The sequence below is a fragment of the Gluconacetobacter tumulicola genome (genome assembly GCF_014174215.1).
Lineage (GTDB): Bacteria > Pseudomonadota > Alphaproteobacteria > Acetobacterales > Acetobacteraceae > Gluconacetobacter > Gluconacetobacter tumulicola.
In genome coordinates, this window is record NZ_JABEQL010000007.1 from 43,748 (window position 1) to 57,589 (window position 13,842).

17 protein-coding genes are annotated in these 13,842 nt (G+C 62.2%); 11 read left to right on the forward strand and 6 right to left on the reverse strand.

From position 1 onward, the window contains the following. Positions 1-28: 28 nt before the first annotated feature. The 3 genes from HLH29_RS07110 (at position 29) to HLH29_RS07120 (ending at position 2,623) form a co-directional block, all read left to right on the forward strand. Entirely contained in the window at positions 29-547 is a 519-nt protein-coding gene (locus HLH29_RS07110; protein WP_246373905.1) for a chromate resistance protein ChrB domain-containing protein, read from the forward strand. Next, positions 540-1,340, forward strand: coding sequence for a DUF1259 domain-containing protein (locus tag HLH29_RS07115; protein ID WP_338030194.1), 801 nt, complete (start codon positions 540-542; stop codon positions 1,338-1,340). The genes HLH29_RS07110 and HLH29_RS07115 overlap by 8 nt, the downstream gene beginning before the upstream one ends. Before the next feature lie 65 nt (positions 1,341-1,405). Then, positions 1,406-2,623, forward strand: coding sequence for an IucA/IucC family protein (locus HLH29_RS07120; RefSeq protein ID WP_182965253.1), 1,218 nt, complete (start codon positions 1,406-1,408; stop codon positions 2,621-2,623). A gap of 21 nt (positions 2,624-2,644) precedes the next feature. Here the strand turns inward: HLH29_RS07120 and HLH29_RS07125 are convergent, their stop codons facing one another. Next, complete coding sequence (locus HLH29_RS07125) at positions 2,645-3,049, reverse strand: MerR family transcriptional regulator (RefSeq protein WP_182965254.1); 405 nt, start codon at positions 3,047-3,049, stop codon at positions 2,645-2,647. 76 nt (positions 3,050-3,125) lie between these two features. Here HLH29_RS07125 and HLH29_RS07130 point away from each other — a divergent pair, with 76 nt between their 5' ends. Together HLH29_RS07130 and HLH29_RS19850 are read left to right on the forward strand one after the other, a co-directional pair. Continuing rightward, a complete protein-coding gene (locus HLH29_RS07130) occupies positions 3,126-3,551 on the forward strand; it encodes a mercuric transporter MerT family protein (protein WP_246373907.1) in 426 nt (141 codons plus the stop codon). Next, positions 3,548-3,772: a GDCCVxC domain-containing (seleno)protein gene (locus HLH29_RS19850; RefSeq protein WP_275944163.1), complete on the forward strand. Its 225-nt coding sequence runs from the start codon at positions 3,548-3,550 to the stop codon at positions 3,770-3,772. The genes HLH29_RS07130 and HLH29_RS19850 overlap by 4 nt, the downstream gene beginning before the upstream one ends. On the opposite strand, the gene HLH29_RS20090 is transcribed toward HLH29_RS19850, so the two are convergent. The 4 genes from HLH29_RS20090 to pdxA form a co-directional block, all read right to left on the reverse strand. After that, positions 3,727-4,185, reverse strand: a complete 459-nt coding sequence (locus HLH29_RS20090; RefSeq protein WP_246373909.1) for a cation diffusion facilitator family transporter — start codon at positions 4,183-4,185, stop codon at positions 3,727-3,729. The genes HLH29_RS19850 and HLH29_RS20090 overlap by 46 nt on opposite strands. Before the next feature lie 390 nt (positions 4,186-4,575). Next, complete coding sequence (locus HLH29_RS07140; RefSeq protein WP_338030195.1) at positions 4,576-4,878, reverse strand: cupin domain-containing protein; 303 nt, start codon at positions 4,876-4,878, stop codon at positions 4,576-4,578. A 71-nt stretch (positions 4,879-4,949) separates the two neighbouring features. Continuing rightward, entirely contained in the window at positions 4,950-5,630 is a 681-nt protein-coding gene (locus tag HLH29_RS07145) for a type 1 periplasmic-binding domain-containing protein (protein WP_182965255.1), read from the reverse strand. Continuing rightward, positions 5,627-6,631, reverse strand: coding sequence for a 4-hydroxythreonine-4-phosphate dehydrogenase PdxA (gene pdxA, locus HLH29_RS07150; RefSeq protein WP_182965256.1), 1,005 nt, complete (start codon positions 6,629-6,631; stop codon positions 5,627-5,629). Before pdxA ends, HLH29_RS07145 begins: the two co-directional genes overlap by 4 nt. Before the next feature lie 75 nt (positions 6,632-6,706). Between pdxA and HLH29_RS07155 the strand changes: the two genes are divergently transcribed. From HLH29_RS07155 to HLH29_RS07165, 3 genes are all read left to right on the forward strand, one after another. Beyond that, complete coding sequence (locus tag HLH29_RS07155) at positions 6,707-7,591, forward strand: LysR family transcriptional regulator (RefSeq protein WP_182965257.1); 885 nt, start codon at positions 6,707-6,709, stop codon at positions 7,589-7,591. A gap of 261 nt (positions 7,592-7,852) precedes the next feature. Then, positions 7,853-8,431 (forward strand): helix-turn-helix domain-containing protein, encoded by a 579-nt coding sequence (locus tag HLH29_RS19975; RefSeq protein ID WP_182965258.1) that lies wholly within the window; start codon positions 7,853-7,855, stop codon positions 8,429-8,431. A gap of 176 nt (positions 8,432-8,607) precedes the next feature. After that, positions 8,608-9,453 carry a DMT family transporter gene (locus HLH29_RS07165; protein WP_246373911.1) on the forward strand — a complete coding sequence of 282 codons (846 nt, stop codon included), beginning with the start codon at positions 8,608-8,610 and terminating at the stop codon, positions 9,451-9,453. Positions 9,454-9,787: 334 nt separating this feature from the next. On the opposite strand, the gene HLH29_RS07170 is transcribed toward HLH29_RS07165, so the two are convergent. Further along, positions 9,788-10,738, reverse strand: a complete 951-nt coding sequence (locus tag HLH29_RS07170; protein ID WP_182965260.1) for a LysR substrate-binding domain-containing protein — start codon at positions 10,736-10,738, stop codon at positions 9,788-9,790. A 199-nt stretch (positions 10,739-10,937) separates the two neighbouring features. Between HLH29_RS07170 and HLH29_RS07175 the strand changes: the two genes are divergently transcribed. The 3 genes from HLH29_RS07175 to HLH29_RS07185 all read left to right on the forward strand — a co-directional run bounded on the left by HLH29_RS07175 (position 10,938) and on the right by HLH29_RS07185 (position 13,631). After that, entirely contained in the window at positions 10,938-12,062 is a 1,125-nt protein-coding gene (locus HLH29_RS07175) for an MFS transporter (RefSeq protein WP_246373913.1), read from the forward strand. A gap of 185 nt (positions 12,063-12,247) precedes the next feature. Beyond that, entirely contained in the window at positions 12,248-12,523 is a 276-nt protein-coding gene (locus HLH29_RS07180) for a hypothetical protein (protein WP_220791418.1), read from the forward strand. A gap of 571 nt (positions 12,524-13,094) precedes the next feature. After that, positions 13,095-13,631 carry a heme-degrading domain-containing protein gene (locus HLH29_RS07185; protein ID WP_182965263.1) on the forward strand — a complete coding sequence of 179 codons (537 nt, stop codon included), beginning with the start codon at positions 13,095-13,097 and terminating at the stop codon, positions 13,629-13,631. The last annotated feature ends 211 nt before the right edge of the window (positions 13,632-13,842 follow it).

A 13,842-nucleotide genomic window follows, 5' to 3' on the forward strand; every position in this document is an offset into this window, starting at 1 on the left:
ATGCAGCCCCCTACCAGGGGAGGACCCCATGAAATGGGTTACGCGTGAACGGCCGGTGATCGACCGGGGGGCGGCATTCCTGTTCATCCTGCCGGAACAGGTTCGGCAAGTCGTCGAGGCGACCGGTGCGATCCTCGTCGACGTTCCGGGGGGCAAATTCGGGCATGTCGGAGAGCGCCGCAGCTTCGACGCCTTCGTCGCCCATTACGGTCTCGATCGTGATCCGGCCATTTCAATGGTCGCGGCGATAGTACGGGGCGCGGACACCGATCGACTGAATCTGACACCCCAATCGGCGGGACTGCTGGCGATTTCCGAGGGCTGCGGACGATCACGCCCGACGATCACGAGATCCGGCGGCGTGGCTTCGTCCTTTACGACGCCCTTCGGGCCTGGGCCGAGGGCGAGCAGGCAATGCCGGTCAGCACCGCCACCGATCAAGGAGAAGAAAAATGTTGAGACGATGCATGACGGGCGCGGCGCTCATGGCAATGCTGTGGGCCGCCCCAGCTTCTGCCGCGCCCGGTCCCTGGGCAGCCGTGGGTGAGACCCTCGGCAAACCCGGCACGGAATTGCCCGGCAGCGTCTATCGCGTGGCCCTGCCGCGCTCCGACCTCAAGGTCACGCTCGATGGCGTGGCGATCAAGCCGGCGCTGGCGCTTGGGTCCTGGCTGGCCTTTCTGCCGATGGGCAAGGATGCCATGGTGATGGGCGATCTGGTGCTGACCCAGGAGGAGGTCGAGCCGGTGATGAAGCGCCTGATCGAGGGCGGCTTCGAGATCACCGCCTTGCACAACCATCTGCTGCGGGCCGAACCGATGACGATGTACATGCACATTGACGGGCATGGCGATCCGGTGAAACTGGCCCAGACCCTGCACGCGGCGCTGCTGCTGACAAAGACGCCGCTGGGTGCTCCCGCGAATGCGGCCCCCCCGAAACCGCTCGATCTCGACACCGCGATGCTGGATCGGATTCTCGGGCAGACCGGAAAAGCCAATGGCGGGGTCTATCAGTTCATCATCCCGCGGGCCGAGGCGCTGACGAGTGACACGATCGCGCTGCCGGTTGCCATGGGAACCGGCAGCGCGATCAATTTCCAGCCAACAGGTGGCGGCAAGGCTGCGATCGCAGGGGACTTCGTGCTGATTGCGTCCGAGGTCAATCCGGTAATTCGTACGCTGCGAGACCACGGTATTGCGGTGACGGCGCTGCATAATCACATGCTGAATGATCAACCCCGGCTGTTCTTCATGCATTTCTGGGCGAATGACGACGCGGGCCGGCTGGCGCAGGGCCTGAAGGCAGCACTCGACCAGATGAACCTGAAGAAAGGGTAAAGGAACGCGCGTCCTCCGGCTGCTCCGGCTGCCGGTATCGCGCCGTTCCCCCGTGAGGCACGTCCATGAAACTCGATGCCGTCATCCAGGACCGCCAGTCGCTGCTCTATATGGAGCGCTATGTCGGTCTGGGCACGAAGACGTATAGTCCACTGGCGGCGCGAACAGAGGCAGCGCCTGCCTACCAGCCGGAAAGCTGGCTGGCATCGTTCGATCTCGTCACCGTCACGGTGCCTCGGGAGCGAGTCTCCGTGTTCCAGGCGGCTCCTGCCGGACAACTGGCCGAGCAGTATCTGCGGCCGGAAGGCATCCGGTTTGCGATCCATCCCGCGACGTGGGCCATGGAGGGGATTGCGCATATCGAGGAACTTCGTGCCCTGCCGCGCGGCGCGCCGATCCGGGTCGCGCCCACGGCATCGACCCGCACCGTGCTGACAGTCGGTCCGGAGGTGGCGCCGCATTGTCTCAAGCTCCATTATCCGGTGCGGATCTCCCGCTTCAACCGCGGGCTGCGGCGGCGCAACATCCAGAACAGCGTCGCCATCACGGCGGAGATGGCGCAGGTGCAGTCGGAGCGGTTTGCCTATCTGCCCGATACGCTGGGTTTCGCTTTCGGCACCGACGAGAAGGCCTGGGGTTTCCTGGTGCGAGAGGTCATTCCCCGGCCGCTCATCGCCGACCGCTCTCTGATTCCGTGCTTTGCGCTCTATGGGCGGGACATCCACGCCCTGGATGATCCGCCGCTGCTGGTGCAGATGATCGCGCGGCTGCGCGTCGATCCGGCCGCGTTCGTGGTCAACGAGATCATCGTTCCCGTCATCGCATTCTGGTGCTGGGGCGCGCGTCGCGGCCTGCTGCTGGAATCGCATGCCCAGAATACGCTGCTTGAGATCGACCGGGACTTCAGGCCAAGACGGATCGTGCATCGCGACTTCGACATCTGGATCGATACGGAAACCCGGCGCCGCGCCGATCTCGGCCTGCCGTTCCCCGGGGTGGGTCTTGTTCCGGACGCCGGCCAGTCGATGGAACAATATTACAGCATCGTCTACGACCGCTTCATCGGTCATAACTTCTTCGACTATCTGCTCGACCTGTTGCGACGCTTTTATGATGTGGAGGAAGAGGCCATTCGGCAGCGGGCGCGGGCAGCCTTCCACCAATTTTTTCCCGAAGCGCAGCATTTCTTTCCGAAGGACACGGTATTCTATTTCTCGAAAGACGTGCCGTCCGGCCGTGAGTTCATGATCGAGGATCTGCGGCAGGCGCCGGACTGGCGGTAGCGTATAAAAGGGAGTAGGGCATCACGCCAAAGGGGCACCCAGCATATCGAGCACTGGGCAAATCGGGACCTCCGAGCCACGACATTGTTCGATGCTTGTTGTCAGGAGCGATGCGAGCCGTTGCAGGTCGGAGATCTTGCTCTGGATGTCGCCCAGATGAGCTATGGCGAGTTTTCTGACCTCGTCGCAGGAGGATTGGCCGGGCTCTGCCAGGGCGAGCAGCGTCCTGATTTCCTCGATATCGAAACCAAGATCCCGCGCGCGCCGGACGAATGACAGGCGCCTGACATCCTCAATGCGATAGTGGCGATAGCCATTACGCGCCCTTCGCGGCGCGGGAATGAGGCCAATGCGCTCATAGTAGCGCACCGTCTCCAGATGAACGCCGGTTTCCGATGCCAGCTTGCCGATCGTGATGGCCGCCATGCGTCATCCCTGCTCTTGAGTCCGTAGCCACTACGGGGTGTAGCATGAACCTCGATGCAATGGGAAAGTGACGATCATGGCCGAGACGGCGGACCTGCCTCAACGAACATCACGTAGCCGCATGGGCATGGAAAGAGGTGGAGTCCTGTGTGTCGCGGGCGGTATGGCAGCCAGTGTGGGTGCACTGATCGCGTCATCCTGCTGCCTCATTCCGCTCGCCTTCGCTTCTTTGGGCGCCGGCGCGGGGGTCTTCAGTGCTTTGTCGAGACTTGCGCCGTGGCGCGTGCCATTGATTGCGGTGGCGGTCGCGGCGCTGGTCAGCGCCTGGGCGCTCAATCGGCGGAAGGCCAGGGTCTGTTGTGCGGGTGCGGAAAGTGGGGCTGCCAGGCGACGCATCGGGACTATCCAGATGCTATCCTTTGCCACCGCGCTCATCGTGCTGGCGGCGCTGGCATGGCCGCGCCTGGAACCCGTCCTGCTCAGGAGCCTGTCTGTAAGATGATTCGGGCCGCCTCGCTCCTGACCTGTCCCGCATGTGGCCAGCAATCGCTGGAAACCATGCCGACCGATGCCTGCCAGTTCTTTTACGATTGCCCGCATTGCGGCGTATTGTTGAAACCGAAGCGGGGGGATTGCTGCGTCTTCTGCTCCTATGGTGACGTTCCGTGCCCGCCGGTTCAGGAACATGGGCGACTGGCATGTTGCGGAGATGGTTCGCCATAGACCTGGGGCGGCAGTGGCGACGGAGTGATGGCGTCGTCGCCCTTCGCCTTTTCCTCCGGTTCGATGTGAATATTGACCACTGTCCTGCCGAAATGTTCACGCAGACGGCATCTCGATGCGATCACAGATCCGGTGAGCGTCGGATACGGGCATCTGGCCAGGCACCACGAGATGCATCTCGACGAAAATGGTGTTCCGTCTGTGCGCGGACGGATGGCATGGATCTCGATGGCGCCCGTCGCGCTGTCCGCAACGAGGCGGCTGATTGCTGATGTCAGTTCGGGATCGATGACTTCATCCATCAGGCCGGCGACAGCTTCCCGGACAACATCGTAACCTGTCCGGAGGATGTTGATTGCGACCATTCCGGCGATGCCGGAATCCTGTCGTAACCAGCCGGTCAGGGGAATCATCTGATCCGCCCGAGCGATCTCGGAAACAGTCTCATCCCAACAGAGTCGCGCATAGTGCCAATCCGGTCAGGTACGTCCCAAGCGCGCCGATGAGCCGGGCCGGATTGGGCTTTGCCATCGTCGGCCATGCAATCAGTCCGACGATGAGTAAACAGCGGCACAGCGTTCCGGAGGCTGATATTGTTCGGGACGATCGGCCGGCAGAAATGCCGACTGACGGTCCATACCCGCATTATGAAGGCTGATTTCGGAAAATACCGTCGGGAGTGAGCGCCCTTTGACGGCTTTTTTTTCCGATCTTGACCAGGCGGCGGTCAGGCTTGCGGCGCAGGCCGGGCTGGAACACCGGCCGGCGAAGCTGGCCTACATTCCTGACCGGCCTTTTCCCGACTATATTCGGGAAAGCGCATGCACGGTGCGGTCGTTGGTCACATTGCCCGTATTGAGGGTCGTGTTCGGCTCCAGCAGGACGACATGGCATTCATCGCCCAGGGCTTCGGGACAATGTTCCACGCCATGCGGCACGATGATGAATTCGCCGGCTTCGATGTCGATGTCACGCTCCCGGAAATGCATGCGCAATGTTCCGGAGACGACCAGGAACAGTTCGTCCTCATGCTCGTGATGGTGCCAGTCGAACGACCCCTTGAATTTCGCCAGCTTGATCTGGGACGTGTTGATGTCACCGGCCACACGGGGCTCCAATAGTCGGAAAATGTCGTGAAGGCCTGCGCCAGGTTTATTTTTTCCATTGCTTGTCTCCGTCAGGGTTGCCGAACGGTGGTCTGGACATAGGCGATCTGCCACGCCAGATCGGGCGGTGCTGGAAACGCCCCGTCGAGAACTGCCGTGCCGACCGTGAAACCGGCGGCACCGGCCGCGGCAGCCGCCCGGATACGCTCCGCCCGATCGAGCGAGCCGGCGACAATGACGGGTTTGTCCGCCCCGGCTTCGCAGACCCGTCGCATCAAACTCGGCACGTCTCCCGTGAACCGATAGGCCAGCAGATCCAGCCCATGCACCCCCGGCCGGGATACGAGATCGACGGCGCTACGCACGATCTCGGCTTCGGTCCCTTCGAGAATGCTGGGATGCCCGCTGATCCGGCCGGGGAAGGGGTAATAGCGGATCGTCGTGCCTTCCAGCAGCCGCAGAGAATCATCGACATGCGTACCGCCCAGCAGGTAATCGACGCCCAGAGCGATCCCGGCCCGCACCGAGCGAAGCTCGCTCTCGCGATCGAGCGAGACGACTTCCAGATAGATCTTCGCTCCGGCCTGCCGGATGGTACTGGCAAGCGCCTGGAGGGCTGCAAACGGCAGGCCGATATCCTTGAACCCCATATGGAGGACCCCCGCGGCTCGGGCGGTTTCGACCAGATCGGCCGCATTCTCTACCGTCCGGTCGTTGTGGGTCAGCATGAAAATGAAGTCGGGTCGGGTCATGTCGCGGCTCCGGTGAGGCGAAGGGCGTAATCGAAAGCCGTCTCCAGGCTGGACGGATCGGCAACGCCGCGTCCCGCGATATCGAAGGCGGTGCCGTGGTCGGGACTGGTGCGCACGAAGGGCAGGCCGAGCGTGATGTTCACGCCCTGCGCCAGGCCCATATATTTCACCGGAATCAGCCCCTGATCATGGTATTGCGCCACCACGACGTCGAAGCGTTTCCGCCGCGCCTGCATGAACACCGTGTCGCCGGGCCAGGGGCCGGATGCATCGATGCCCTCCCGCCGGGCCAGTGCGATGGCGGGCGCGATGACAAGGGCTTCCTCGTCGCCGAACAGGCCGCCTTCCCCGGCATGGGGGTTGAGACCCGCCACGGCGACGCGTGGACGTTCGATGCCCAGTGCCCGCGCGCCCGCGTGGGCCAGCCGGATCGCCGCCATCTGCGCGGGATGATCGGCGCGTCGGATCGCATCCCGCAGCGAGCAATGGATGGTCACCAGTACGACGCGGATGTCCTCATTCGCCAGCATCATGGCGACACCTGCGCCATCGGCCTGTTCGGCAAGGATTTCGGTGTGGCCGGGGTAATGCAGGCCGGCGGCGGCGAGTGCTTCCTTATGGATCGGCGCGGTGACGATGCCCCGGACGGCACCGGTCTTTGCCAGCCGGACGGCGGCAATGATTGCCGCATAGGCGGCGCGGCCGCTTTCGGCGCTGATCCGGCCTATGGGCGGCAGGGAAACGCCTTCCGATGATGCCAGGACGTTCAGCACGTCGTCGTCGAACCGGGCTTCGGCCGATGTTGTGATCCGGCGCACGCGCGCCGCCGGATCGAGCGCGGCCAGCGCATGGCGCATCACCAGCGGATCGCCGACCACGATCCAGTTCCGTTGCACCGGTCGCCGCAGGAACATCCGGGCCACGATTTCCGGCCCGATTCCGGCGGGATCGCCCATCGTGACGGCCAGCGGCCGGGTGTTGCAGGAGGATGGTGCGGTCATGATGGTGAGAATAGCGGAACGGTGCCGGGAGAAAATCGATATCAACTGACCTGTTCCGGTGATAAAAACTGACCAATGAAGCGATCCGATATTCCGTCGCTGGACGATCTGCGCGCCTTCGCGGCGGTGGTGCGGCTGGGCTCGGTGCGGGCGGCCGCCGTGGAACTGGCCCTGACGCATGGGGCGGTCAGCCGCCGGGTGTCCAAGCTGGCCGCCGAATTGAGCCTGACATTGCTGGAACCGGACGGGCGCGGCGTGCGGCCGACCCGGGACGGCGAGCGGCTTGCCCGCGCGGCGAGCGACGCGCTGGGCGGGATCGCGGCGGCGCTGGCCGAGATCAGGTCGTCCGCCGCCGCGCCGCCGATCGTGCTGTCCTGCGAGCGGTCGCTGGCTATGCGCTGGCTGATCCCGCGCCTGTCGGACTTCCAGGATCGGCATCCCGGCATCGACGTGCATCTTTCGACCGGTGGCGGGGCGCTGGATTTCGCGCGGGAGCGCATCACGCTGGCGATCCGGCGCCTCGATTTCCCGCTCGATCCCGACTGGTCCGTCACCACGCTCGTGCCGGAATCGGTCGGGCCGGTGGTGCGGCCCGACATGGCGGAGCAATTTGCGAGCGGAGATTATCTGGCGCTGGGATCCCGGACGCGGCCCGAAGCGTGGCGGAACTGGTTGGCGTCCCGGCCCGACATTCCCGCACCGCGCGACGTCCGTCTATACGACCATCATTTCATGATGCTGGAAGCTGCCGCCAGTGGCCTGGGCATCGCCCTGTCGCCCCGGATCATCGCGGCGGACGATGTCGCGAACGGGCGGCTGCTGGCGCCGGCCGGGTTCGATGCCGACGGGACGTCCTACGGGCTGATCCGGCCCAGGGGCGCGCAGATGACGGAAAGCGTGGAGGTTCTCGAAAGATGGCTCACGCACCAGGCCGGGTCATCCGTTTGGACGAGACCGTGAGATGAGAACTCCCTGAAGACTGGAATGGCAGTTTTCCCCGTGCCTGTTCTTTACCGGAGTTTGACGGCCTATGATAATGCCTCAACGCGATGAAGCTGAGTAAGAAGGCCAGGCAGGATGCGCGCCGTAATCCGAAGTTATGGAGGTCATAGTACCAGAACGCGGCATAGTTTTGCGCAGCTTGTCCTTCCGCTTGTCGGATCGCTGGAACTCGATATCGGCGGCCGGGGCGACAGGTTGAAAAGCGGACGTATTGCTTTCGTGGACCAGGATACTGACCATGCTGAATATGCCTTGGGGCAAAACCGGTTTCTGGTCGTCGATATCGAGGCAGGGCTTATCGATCCGCCGTTGCGCGAGACAATGGCACGGCAACATTTCCTGCATCTGCCATCGCCCGCGCGTTATCTGGTCGACTTCATGCGTGTCTCCTGTCAGCAGGGCAGCGTCTCCGCCGAACTCGTGACACAATGGGCGCCGCTGCTCTGCGCCAGCCTGATGGCGCACCACACGGGTCAGGATGACGGTCGGCTTGCTTCACTCATGCGCGCGATCGAGGTCAATCCGGGGGGCATCTGGACAACGGCGGTCATGGCGCGGCTGGCTGGCGTCAGCCCGTCACGGCTGCACGTCCTGTTTCGCGAACGGACGGGGCTGACGCCACGCGCATGGGTGAACGCCGAACGCATCCGCCAGCTTCGGCTCTGGATGAATGAGACGTCCGAGCCACTCGCCGCGCTGGCACTACGGGCAGGATTCTGTGACCAGCGTGCCATGACCCGCGCATTCCAGCGTGAGACCGGCATGACGCCGGGTGCGTTTCGCCGGGCCAGTTCCTGAACGCGACAGGCCTCTGGAGAGACGGACAAAAAGCGCGAGCCCAGGACAAGACCGGACCATGCAGGCCGGTCAGACAGGAGCGCATGTCGCGTGTCTCATTTCCCGTCCCCCTGGTCGCCGGGTTGGCTTACGGTGTTGCTGCCGGAGCATGCTGGGGTGTCATCTTCCTTGCCCCCTTGCTGGTGCCGGATTTCAGCCCCTTTCAGCTCTCGGAGGCACGCTATATCGCCTATGGCGTGATGTCCGGCGCGCTGCTGCTTCCACGCTGGAGATCCGTCGCCGGCCGGATCCCGGTCAAGGGCTGGGGTGGCCTGTTCTGTCTCGGCGTCATCGGTAACATCGCCTACTATGTGCTGGTTGGTGCCGCGGTGAGGCTGACAGGCATTGCAACGACCGCGATCACCACCGGCTTCCTGCCGGTCCTGATCGCGGTGTTCGGCATGCGGGAGCCCGGTGCGCTTCAGGCCCGGACATTGTGGCCGTCGCTGCTTCTCATGATCATAGGCATCACACTGACCGGCATGGCTGCGTTTGGGCATGCGGCCGGTGGAACAAGCGACTGGGTTCACCGCGCGGAAGGGATGGCGTGCGCGGCGGCGGGTCAGGGTTCCTGGACCGGTTTCGCCATTCTGAATGCACGCTGGATGCGGCGTCTGCCCGATGTCGGCGCGGGAGAATGGGGCCTGGCGACGGGTGTCGCCACCGGCCTGCTCGGCCTGGCGGGGCTTCCATTCGCCGGATTTGGATCGGGTATGCATGCAACATCGTGCTGGCTTGGCTTCATCGGGGTTTCGACCGGAGTGGCGGTGATAGCTTCCGTGCTGGGGGGCACATTCTGGAACGCGTGCAGCAGGCGGCTTCCGATGACGCTGAGCGGTCAGATGGCAGTCGGGGAAACGCTGTTCGCGCTGCTGTATGGATGTCTCTGGTCGGATCACGGACTTTCTGGGGTACAAATCGTCGCGGTGATTCTTTTGATCGGCAGCGTCGCGATCAGCGCTGTCGCACATAGACACCTTTGACGCGGCCCTGCGAACCGCGCTTTGGTGTGCCACCTGGTCGGTTCCTGTCATGAACCAGACCAAGATCCTCTGGGGTTATGACCGCCACGCGGATCAAACATGCCATCCGGTTACTCGCCGATCTCAGCATGCGGCCGGCCGACTACGCGGCCCGCGAGAAGGTGCCAGGCGCTGATCGTGGAGACGGCTGAGCCGGTGCTCCAGCGTTTTCCTCAGCCGCGCCTGCAAAACCAGCGATCGATTATAGGGCGGGTTTTAGATGCGCAGCATAGGCCTGGGTCGGTGGAAAAGCGGAAGGTCCGGTCAGAAGGATCCAATTGTGATGAGCGGACGTTCAAAAAGGTGATCTACTTGGCGTCTTTTTTCCGTAACCATCCCGGAAGGCCATAAACGCTTCAGGCATCGCCGCGAGCTGTTCGATGATAAAATCCGCGAAAGCCCTGACCTTGGGAGAGAGGCTGCGGGACGCTGGCCATATGATCCAGAGTGATCCGATGGAAAGACAATAATCGGCCAGAAGCGGCATCAGTTTCCCTGAAGCAATGGCGTCCCACGCAACGTAAACAGGCAGATGCACGAGCCCCAGACCATCGACCGCAGCCCGCAGCGCCGCATCGCTGTTGTTGAAGATCATGGTTTCAGGCAAGCGAGGCTGCTCGTGAGGTGGGGCATAAACCCATGGAGCCAGCAGTCCGGTGTTGGGATAGCGATAACGTAAACAGCGGTGGTTCTGAATGTCGGCTGGTGCGAGAGGACAGCCATTTTCCTTCAAATAGGAAGAGCTGGCGCATGTGATGAAATGCTGATCGCCAATGCGACGTGCTATCAGCCGAGAATCCGCCAGATTGCCGCTTCGGAGAACGACATCAATATCCTCATCAATCAAATCAACAATTCGATCCTCGAGCGCGATATCGAGGTCGATTTCAGGATAGCGTCTCACAAAGTCCGCGATAAGCGGCATGAGAAGATGTTGCCCGACGATATGCGGCACATTCACCCGCAGGCGACCACAGGGTGCCGTCCGCGAGTGATGGAGAATTGCCTCGGCATCCCGGATGTCGTCCAGCGCCTGACGACACCGTTCGTAGAAAAGGGCGCCAGCTTCCGTCAGTCCAATGGTGCGCGTGGTCCGGTTCAGAAGCTGTATACCCATGCGACCCTCCAGCCGTGAGACGCTCTTCGCAACCGCCGACGCTGTGATTCCAAGATGCTTGCCAGCTTTGACGTAACTCCGGAATTGAGCAGCAAAGACGAAAGGTTCCAGGCCGGATAGGGAATCCATCTTGTTGCTCCACGTTCAACTCAAGACATTATGTCCGCACAATAGAGACATTGGTTCTCTTTTATACGAATTGCGGAAATTATATCCTATATGAATGCAAGACACACTCTCTGCTTCGCTCTCCGTCTCCACCTCCGCCTACAACCTGAGACAGGCAATCCTTCAGCCGGTTCTCGCCGTTGGTACCGGAACAGGTTCCATGGGGCTGGCACTCTCGGCTCTTCCTCTGGTCTTGCACGATGCCTGGTCCCTTCCGCTCGCGACCATCGGCTGGATCATGGGAACCCAGTCCGTTGCCACGCTTCTGTCCCGCCTGTACGCAGGACGCCTGAGCGACAGGATGGGTGGTGGTCGGGCCCTGACACTTGGACTTGGCGCGGCCGCACTGTCCGGAGGGTGCTATCTAACCGCGCTTGCGCCATTATGGCCGCAGTCTATCGCACTTGCACTGGTGCTGCTTGGCCGACTTTTCATGGGGTTAAGCGAAGGTCTGATGGTGACAGGCGGCGGTGCCTGGATCATTGGTGCGGTTCCGGCAGACAGGGTGGGTGCTGGGATGTCGTGGTTCGGCCTTGCCATGTTTGCCGGACTTGCAGCGGGAACAACGGCAGGCACCATAATTGATCAGGCCGCCGGATTTGGAGCCGTAGCCATCCTTACCTCGACCCTTCCGATAGTAGGAATGATCCTGTCCGGCTGGCCTCGACGACCTGGTGAACATTCCGTCGCTCAGGGTGCTGTTCCATGGCGCCAGCTCTTTCGGACAGTCCTGCCAGCAGGCCTGCTGCTCGCTCTCTCCTCCATCGGGTTTGCGGTGATTTCCTCGTTCCTTGTTCTGGCATTTGATCAGAAGAACTGGGGGCATGGGGGATATGCCCTTGCGGCTTTCTGCGTCGGTCACGTCGTGGCCCGTTTTGCGGGAGGACACTGGATCGACCGACATGCCGTACGAGTGTCTGGCTCCATGATGTTGGCGATGGAAACCATGGGGTTTGTTATGCTCTGGCTGGCGCCAAACCCTATCGTAGCCATGGTTGGAGCATTGATTAGCGGTGCGGGATTTTCCCTGATCTATCCTGTTCTTGCCATCCCATTCGCGCGCGCGGTTGCGCCCGCCTTCATCGGATCGGCAATGGGACTTTATGACATATTTTTTGACGTTGCTCTGGGCGCGGGATCGATCGCTGGCGGCATGCTGACGCGGAACTTTCCGGTGCAGGCTGTCTTCCTGATGGCGGCCCTTTCCTCCGGGGCTGCTCTGATCATGCTGGCATCAACCAGCCGACATTCATGGATGAAGACGAAATGGGATGGAGAAAAATGATACGCCTATCATAATACAAATCACAATCGGAATCATGAATAATTGCGGCTATTTCGTGCCGGACGAATGCCATAAAAAAATCGGTAGGGTATAATATTTATTGAATAGGGAAGACTATTCCCATCGTTCTATCTTATGGGAGTGGCCGTGATGTCTGTATTTTGGAAATCTCTATCGTAACTTGAGTGTTTCACCAGAAGCGAAACCGGCAGCCCCCGGAAAAAATATCGTCGGCGGAAGATCCGGCGGTGCCGATGACCATGCCGTCGATCAATCCGCACGGGCCGATCCGCATCGGCGACGGCGGCATTGAAGATCGTCACGAACATTGCCAGCGCGACATCCGCCTGATCGTCTGCTCACGAAGCTGCTCCCGGACGTTGCAAGAATGCTCCGGCAGGCTTCAGGCCGAGGCAAGCCCCGCCCCGACGAACGCCTTGACGATAGAGGGCTCCGCGTGACCTCGCATTGTGCCAGGGGACGATCCGTTTTCCGCCATTCCTGAAAAATACCGGCACCGACAAAAATCGACGGCAATTTACGGCTGTCCCTCCGTTCCACATCGCGGGGCGGTGACGCGAAGCCCGTCGTGACGGACTGGATCCGATCCGGTCTCATGAGGACCCGCTCGAATCCAGCATCGCATGTTGGTCGATCTGGTCATGTTACTGGTTAACGGCGGCTATCGCGGGCTGCCGCCGTGTCGGCATGTCCCGGGCCAGAAAACACATTTCCGTCAGCTTTCCGGAATCGCCGTCACCGATCAGTCACCGATCACCCGACGATCTGCGGGCGGATTTTGCGCAAAAAGCGATACTTGGAACAATCGGTGGGCCCGGTCATCTGCATGACAAACACTGTTCGCCGACGGGCGATCAGGGACTGACTCTTCCGCCTCGTGGGCCGACGTCACGATAAAGTCACTCTCCATGCGCATCCCAAGGGTGATGATATCGTTCACATCGCCGGTTGCGGGTCGCCATGGTGACGATTCTGCGGACACGCGGACAATGCGCGGGAGGGAACGGCATCATGGCGGAACCGGCCGGGACGGGGATTGCCGGGGGAAACCATCCGTCGCCGGCGCGCGATCTGGAGCGGATCGCCCGGCAGGAGCGCGCGCTGATCCTGCCCGGCCTGACAGAGGATGATGCCTGGCGTATGGGGTGCTGGCTGCGCCAGGCGGCCAGCACGCATGGTTATCCGATCGCGATCGACATTCGCCGGGGCGAGCAGAGGCTGTTCAGTGCCTGCCTGGAAGGGGCGACGCCCGACAATCTGGGCTGGATCGCGCGCAAGACCCGCCTGACGGCGCGCTTTCACCGGGCCTCGTACGCGATCGGCCTGCAGCTTGGCCAGGAAGGCAAGACGCTTGCCGAGCGGTTCGGCCTGTCCGAAGCCGAGTACGCCCCCTTCGGCGGGGCGTTTCCCCTGCGCGTGCGGGGGGTGGGGGTGGTCGGCACGCTGTGCGTTTCCGGCCTGCCGCAGCGCGAGGACCACCGGCTGGCGGTCGAGGCCCTGGCGGCGTTCATCGACATGTCGCCCGAGGCGATCCAGATCCCGCCCTGAAGCGGAACGGATGATCTTGCAGTGCACGAATACGAATTTGTGAAGTGGCTGAAGAGACAAGTTCTTGCTTGGACGAGGGTGATGGCTTCTATGATCGGATCTTGTGCCCTGCCGGGCTCAGCGGAGGCGCTGTGCGGGCACGGGCGGATCATCAGGGCAGCCGATCGTCCGGACGGGACATGCCGATGGAACATCGTTCCGTCCGCGCCGT

Excerpts from the sequence above, each read along its gene's own strand:
- HLH29_RS07110 (WP_246373905.1), top strand. The coding sequence starts at position 29 with ATGAAATGGGTTACGCGTGAACGGCCGGTGATCGACCGGGGGGCGGCA.
- HLH29_RS07120 (WP_182965253.1), top strand. The coding sequence starts at position 1,406 with ATGAAACTCGATGCCGTCATCCAGGACCGCCAGTCGCTGCTCTATATG.
- HLH29_RS07125 (WP_182965254.1), bottom strand. The coding sequence starts at position 3,049 with ATGGCGGCCATCACGATCGGCAAGCTGGCATCGGAAACCGGCGTTCAT.
- HLH29_RS07130 (WP_246373907.1), top strand. The coding sequence starts at position 3,126 with ATGGCCGAGACGGCGGACCTGCCTCAACGAACATCACGTAGCCGCATG.
- HLH29_RS19850 (WP_275944163.1), top strand. The coding sequence starts at position 3,548 with ATGATTCGGGCCGCCTCGCTCCTGACCTGTCCCGCATGTGGCCAGCAA.
- HLH29_RS20090 (WP_246373909.1), bottom strand. The coding sequence starts at position 4,185 with ATGATTCCCCTGACCGGCTGGTTACGACAGGATTCCGGCATCGCCGGA.
- HLH29_RS07145 (WP_182965255.1), bottom strand. The coding sequence starts at position 5,630 with ATGACCCGACCCGACTTCATTTTCATGCTGACCCACAACGACCGGACG.
- pdxA (WP_182965256.1), bottom strand. The coding sequence starts at position 6,631 with ATGACCGCACCATCCTCCTGCAACACCCGGCCGCTGGCCGTCACGATG.
- HLH29_RS07155 (WP_182965257.1), top strand. The coding sequence starts at position 6,707 with ATGAAGCGATCCGATATTCCGTCGCTGGACGATCTGCGCGCCTTCGCG.
- HLH29_RS07170 (WP_182965260.1), bottom strand. The coding sequence starts at position 10,738 with ATGGATTCCCTATCCGGCCTGGAACCTTTCGTCTTTGCTGCTCAATTC.
- HLH29_RS07175 (WP_246373913.1), top strand. The coding sequence starts at position 10,938 with ATGGGGCTGGCACTCTCGGCTCTTCCTCTGGTCTTGCACGATGCCTGG.
- HLH29_RS07185 (WP_182965263.1), top strand. The coding sequence starts at position 13,095 with ATGGCGGAACCGGCCGGGACGGGGATTGCCGGGGGAAACCATCCGTCG.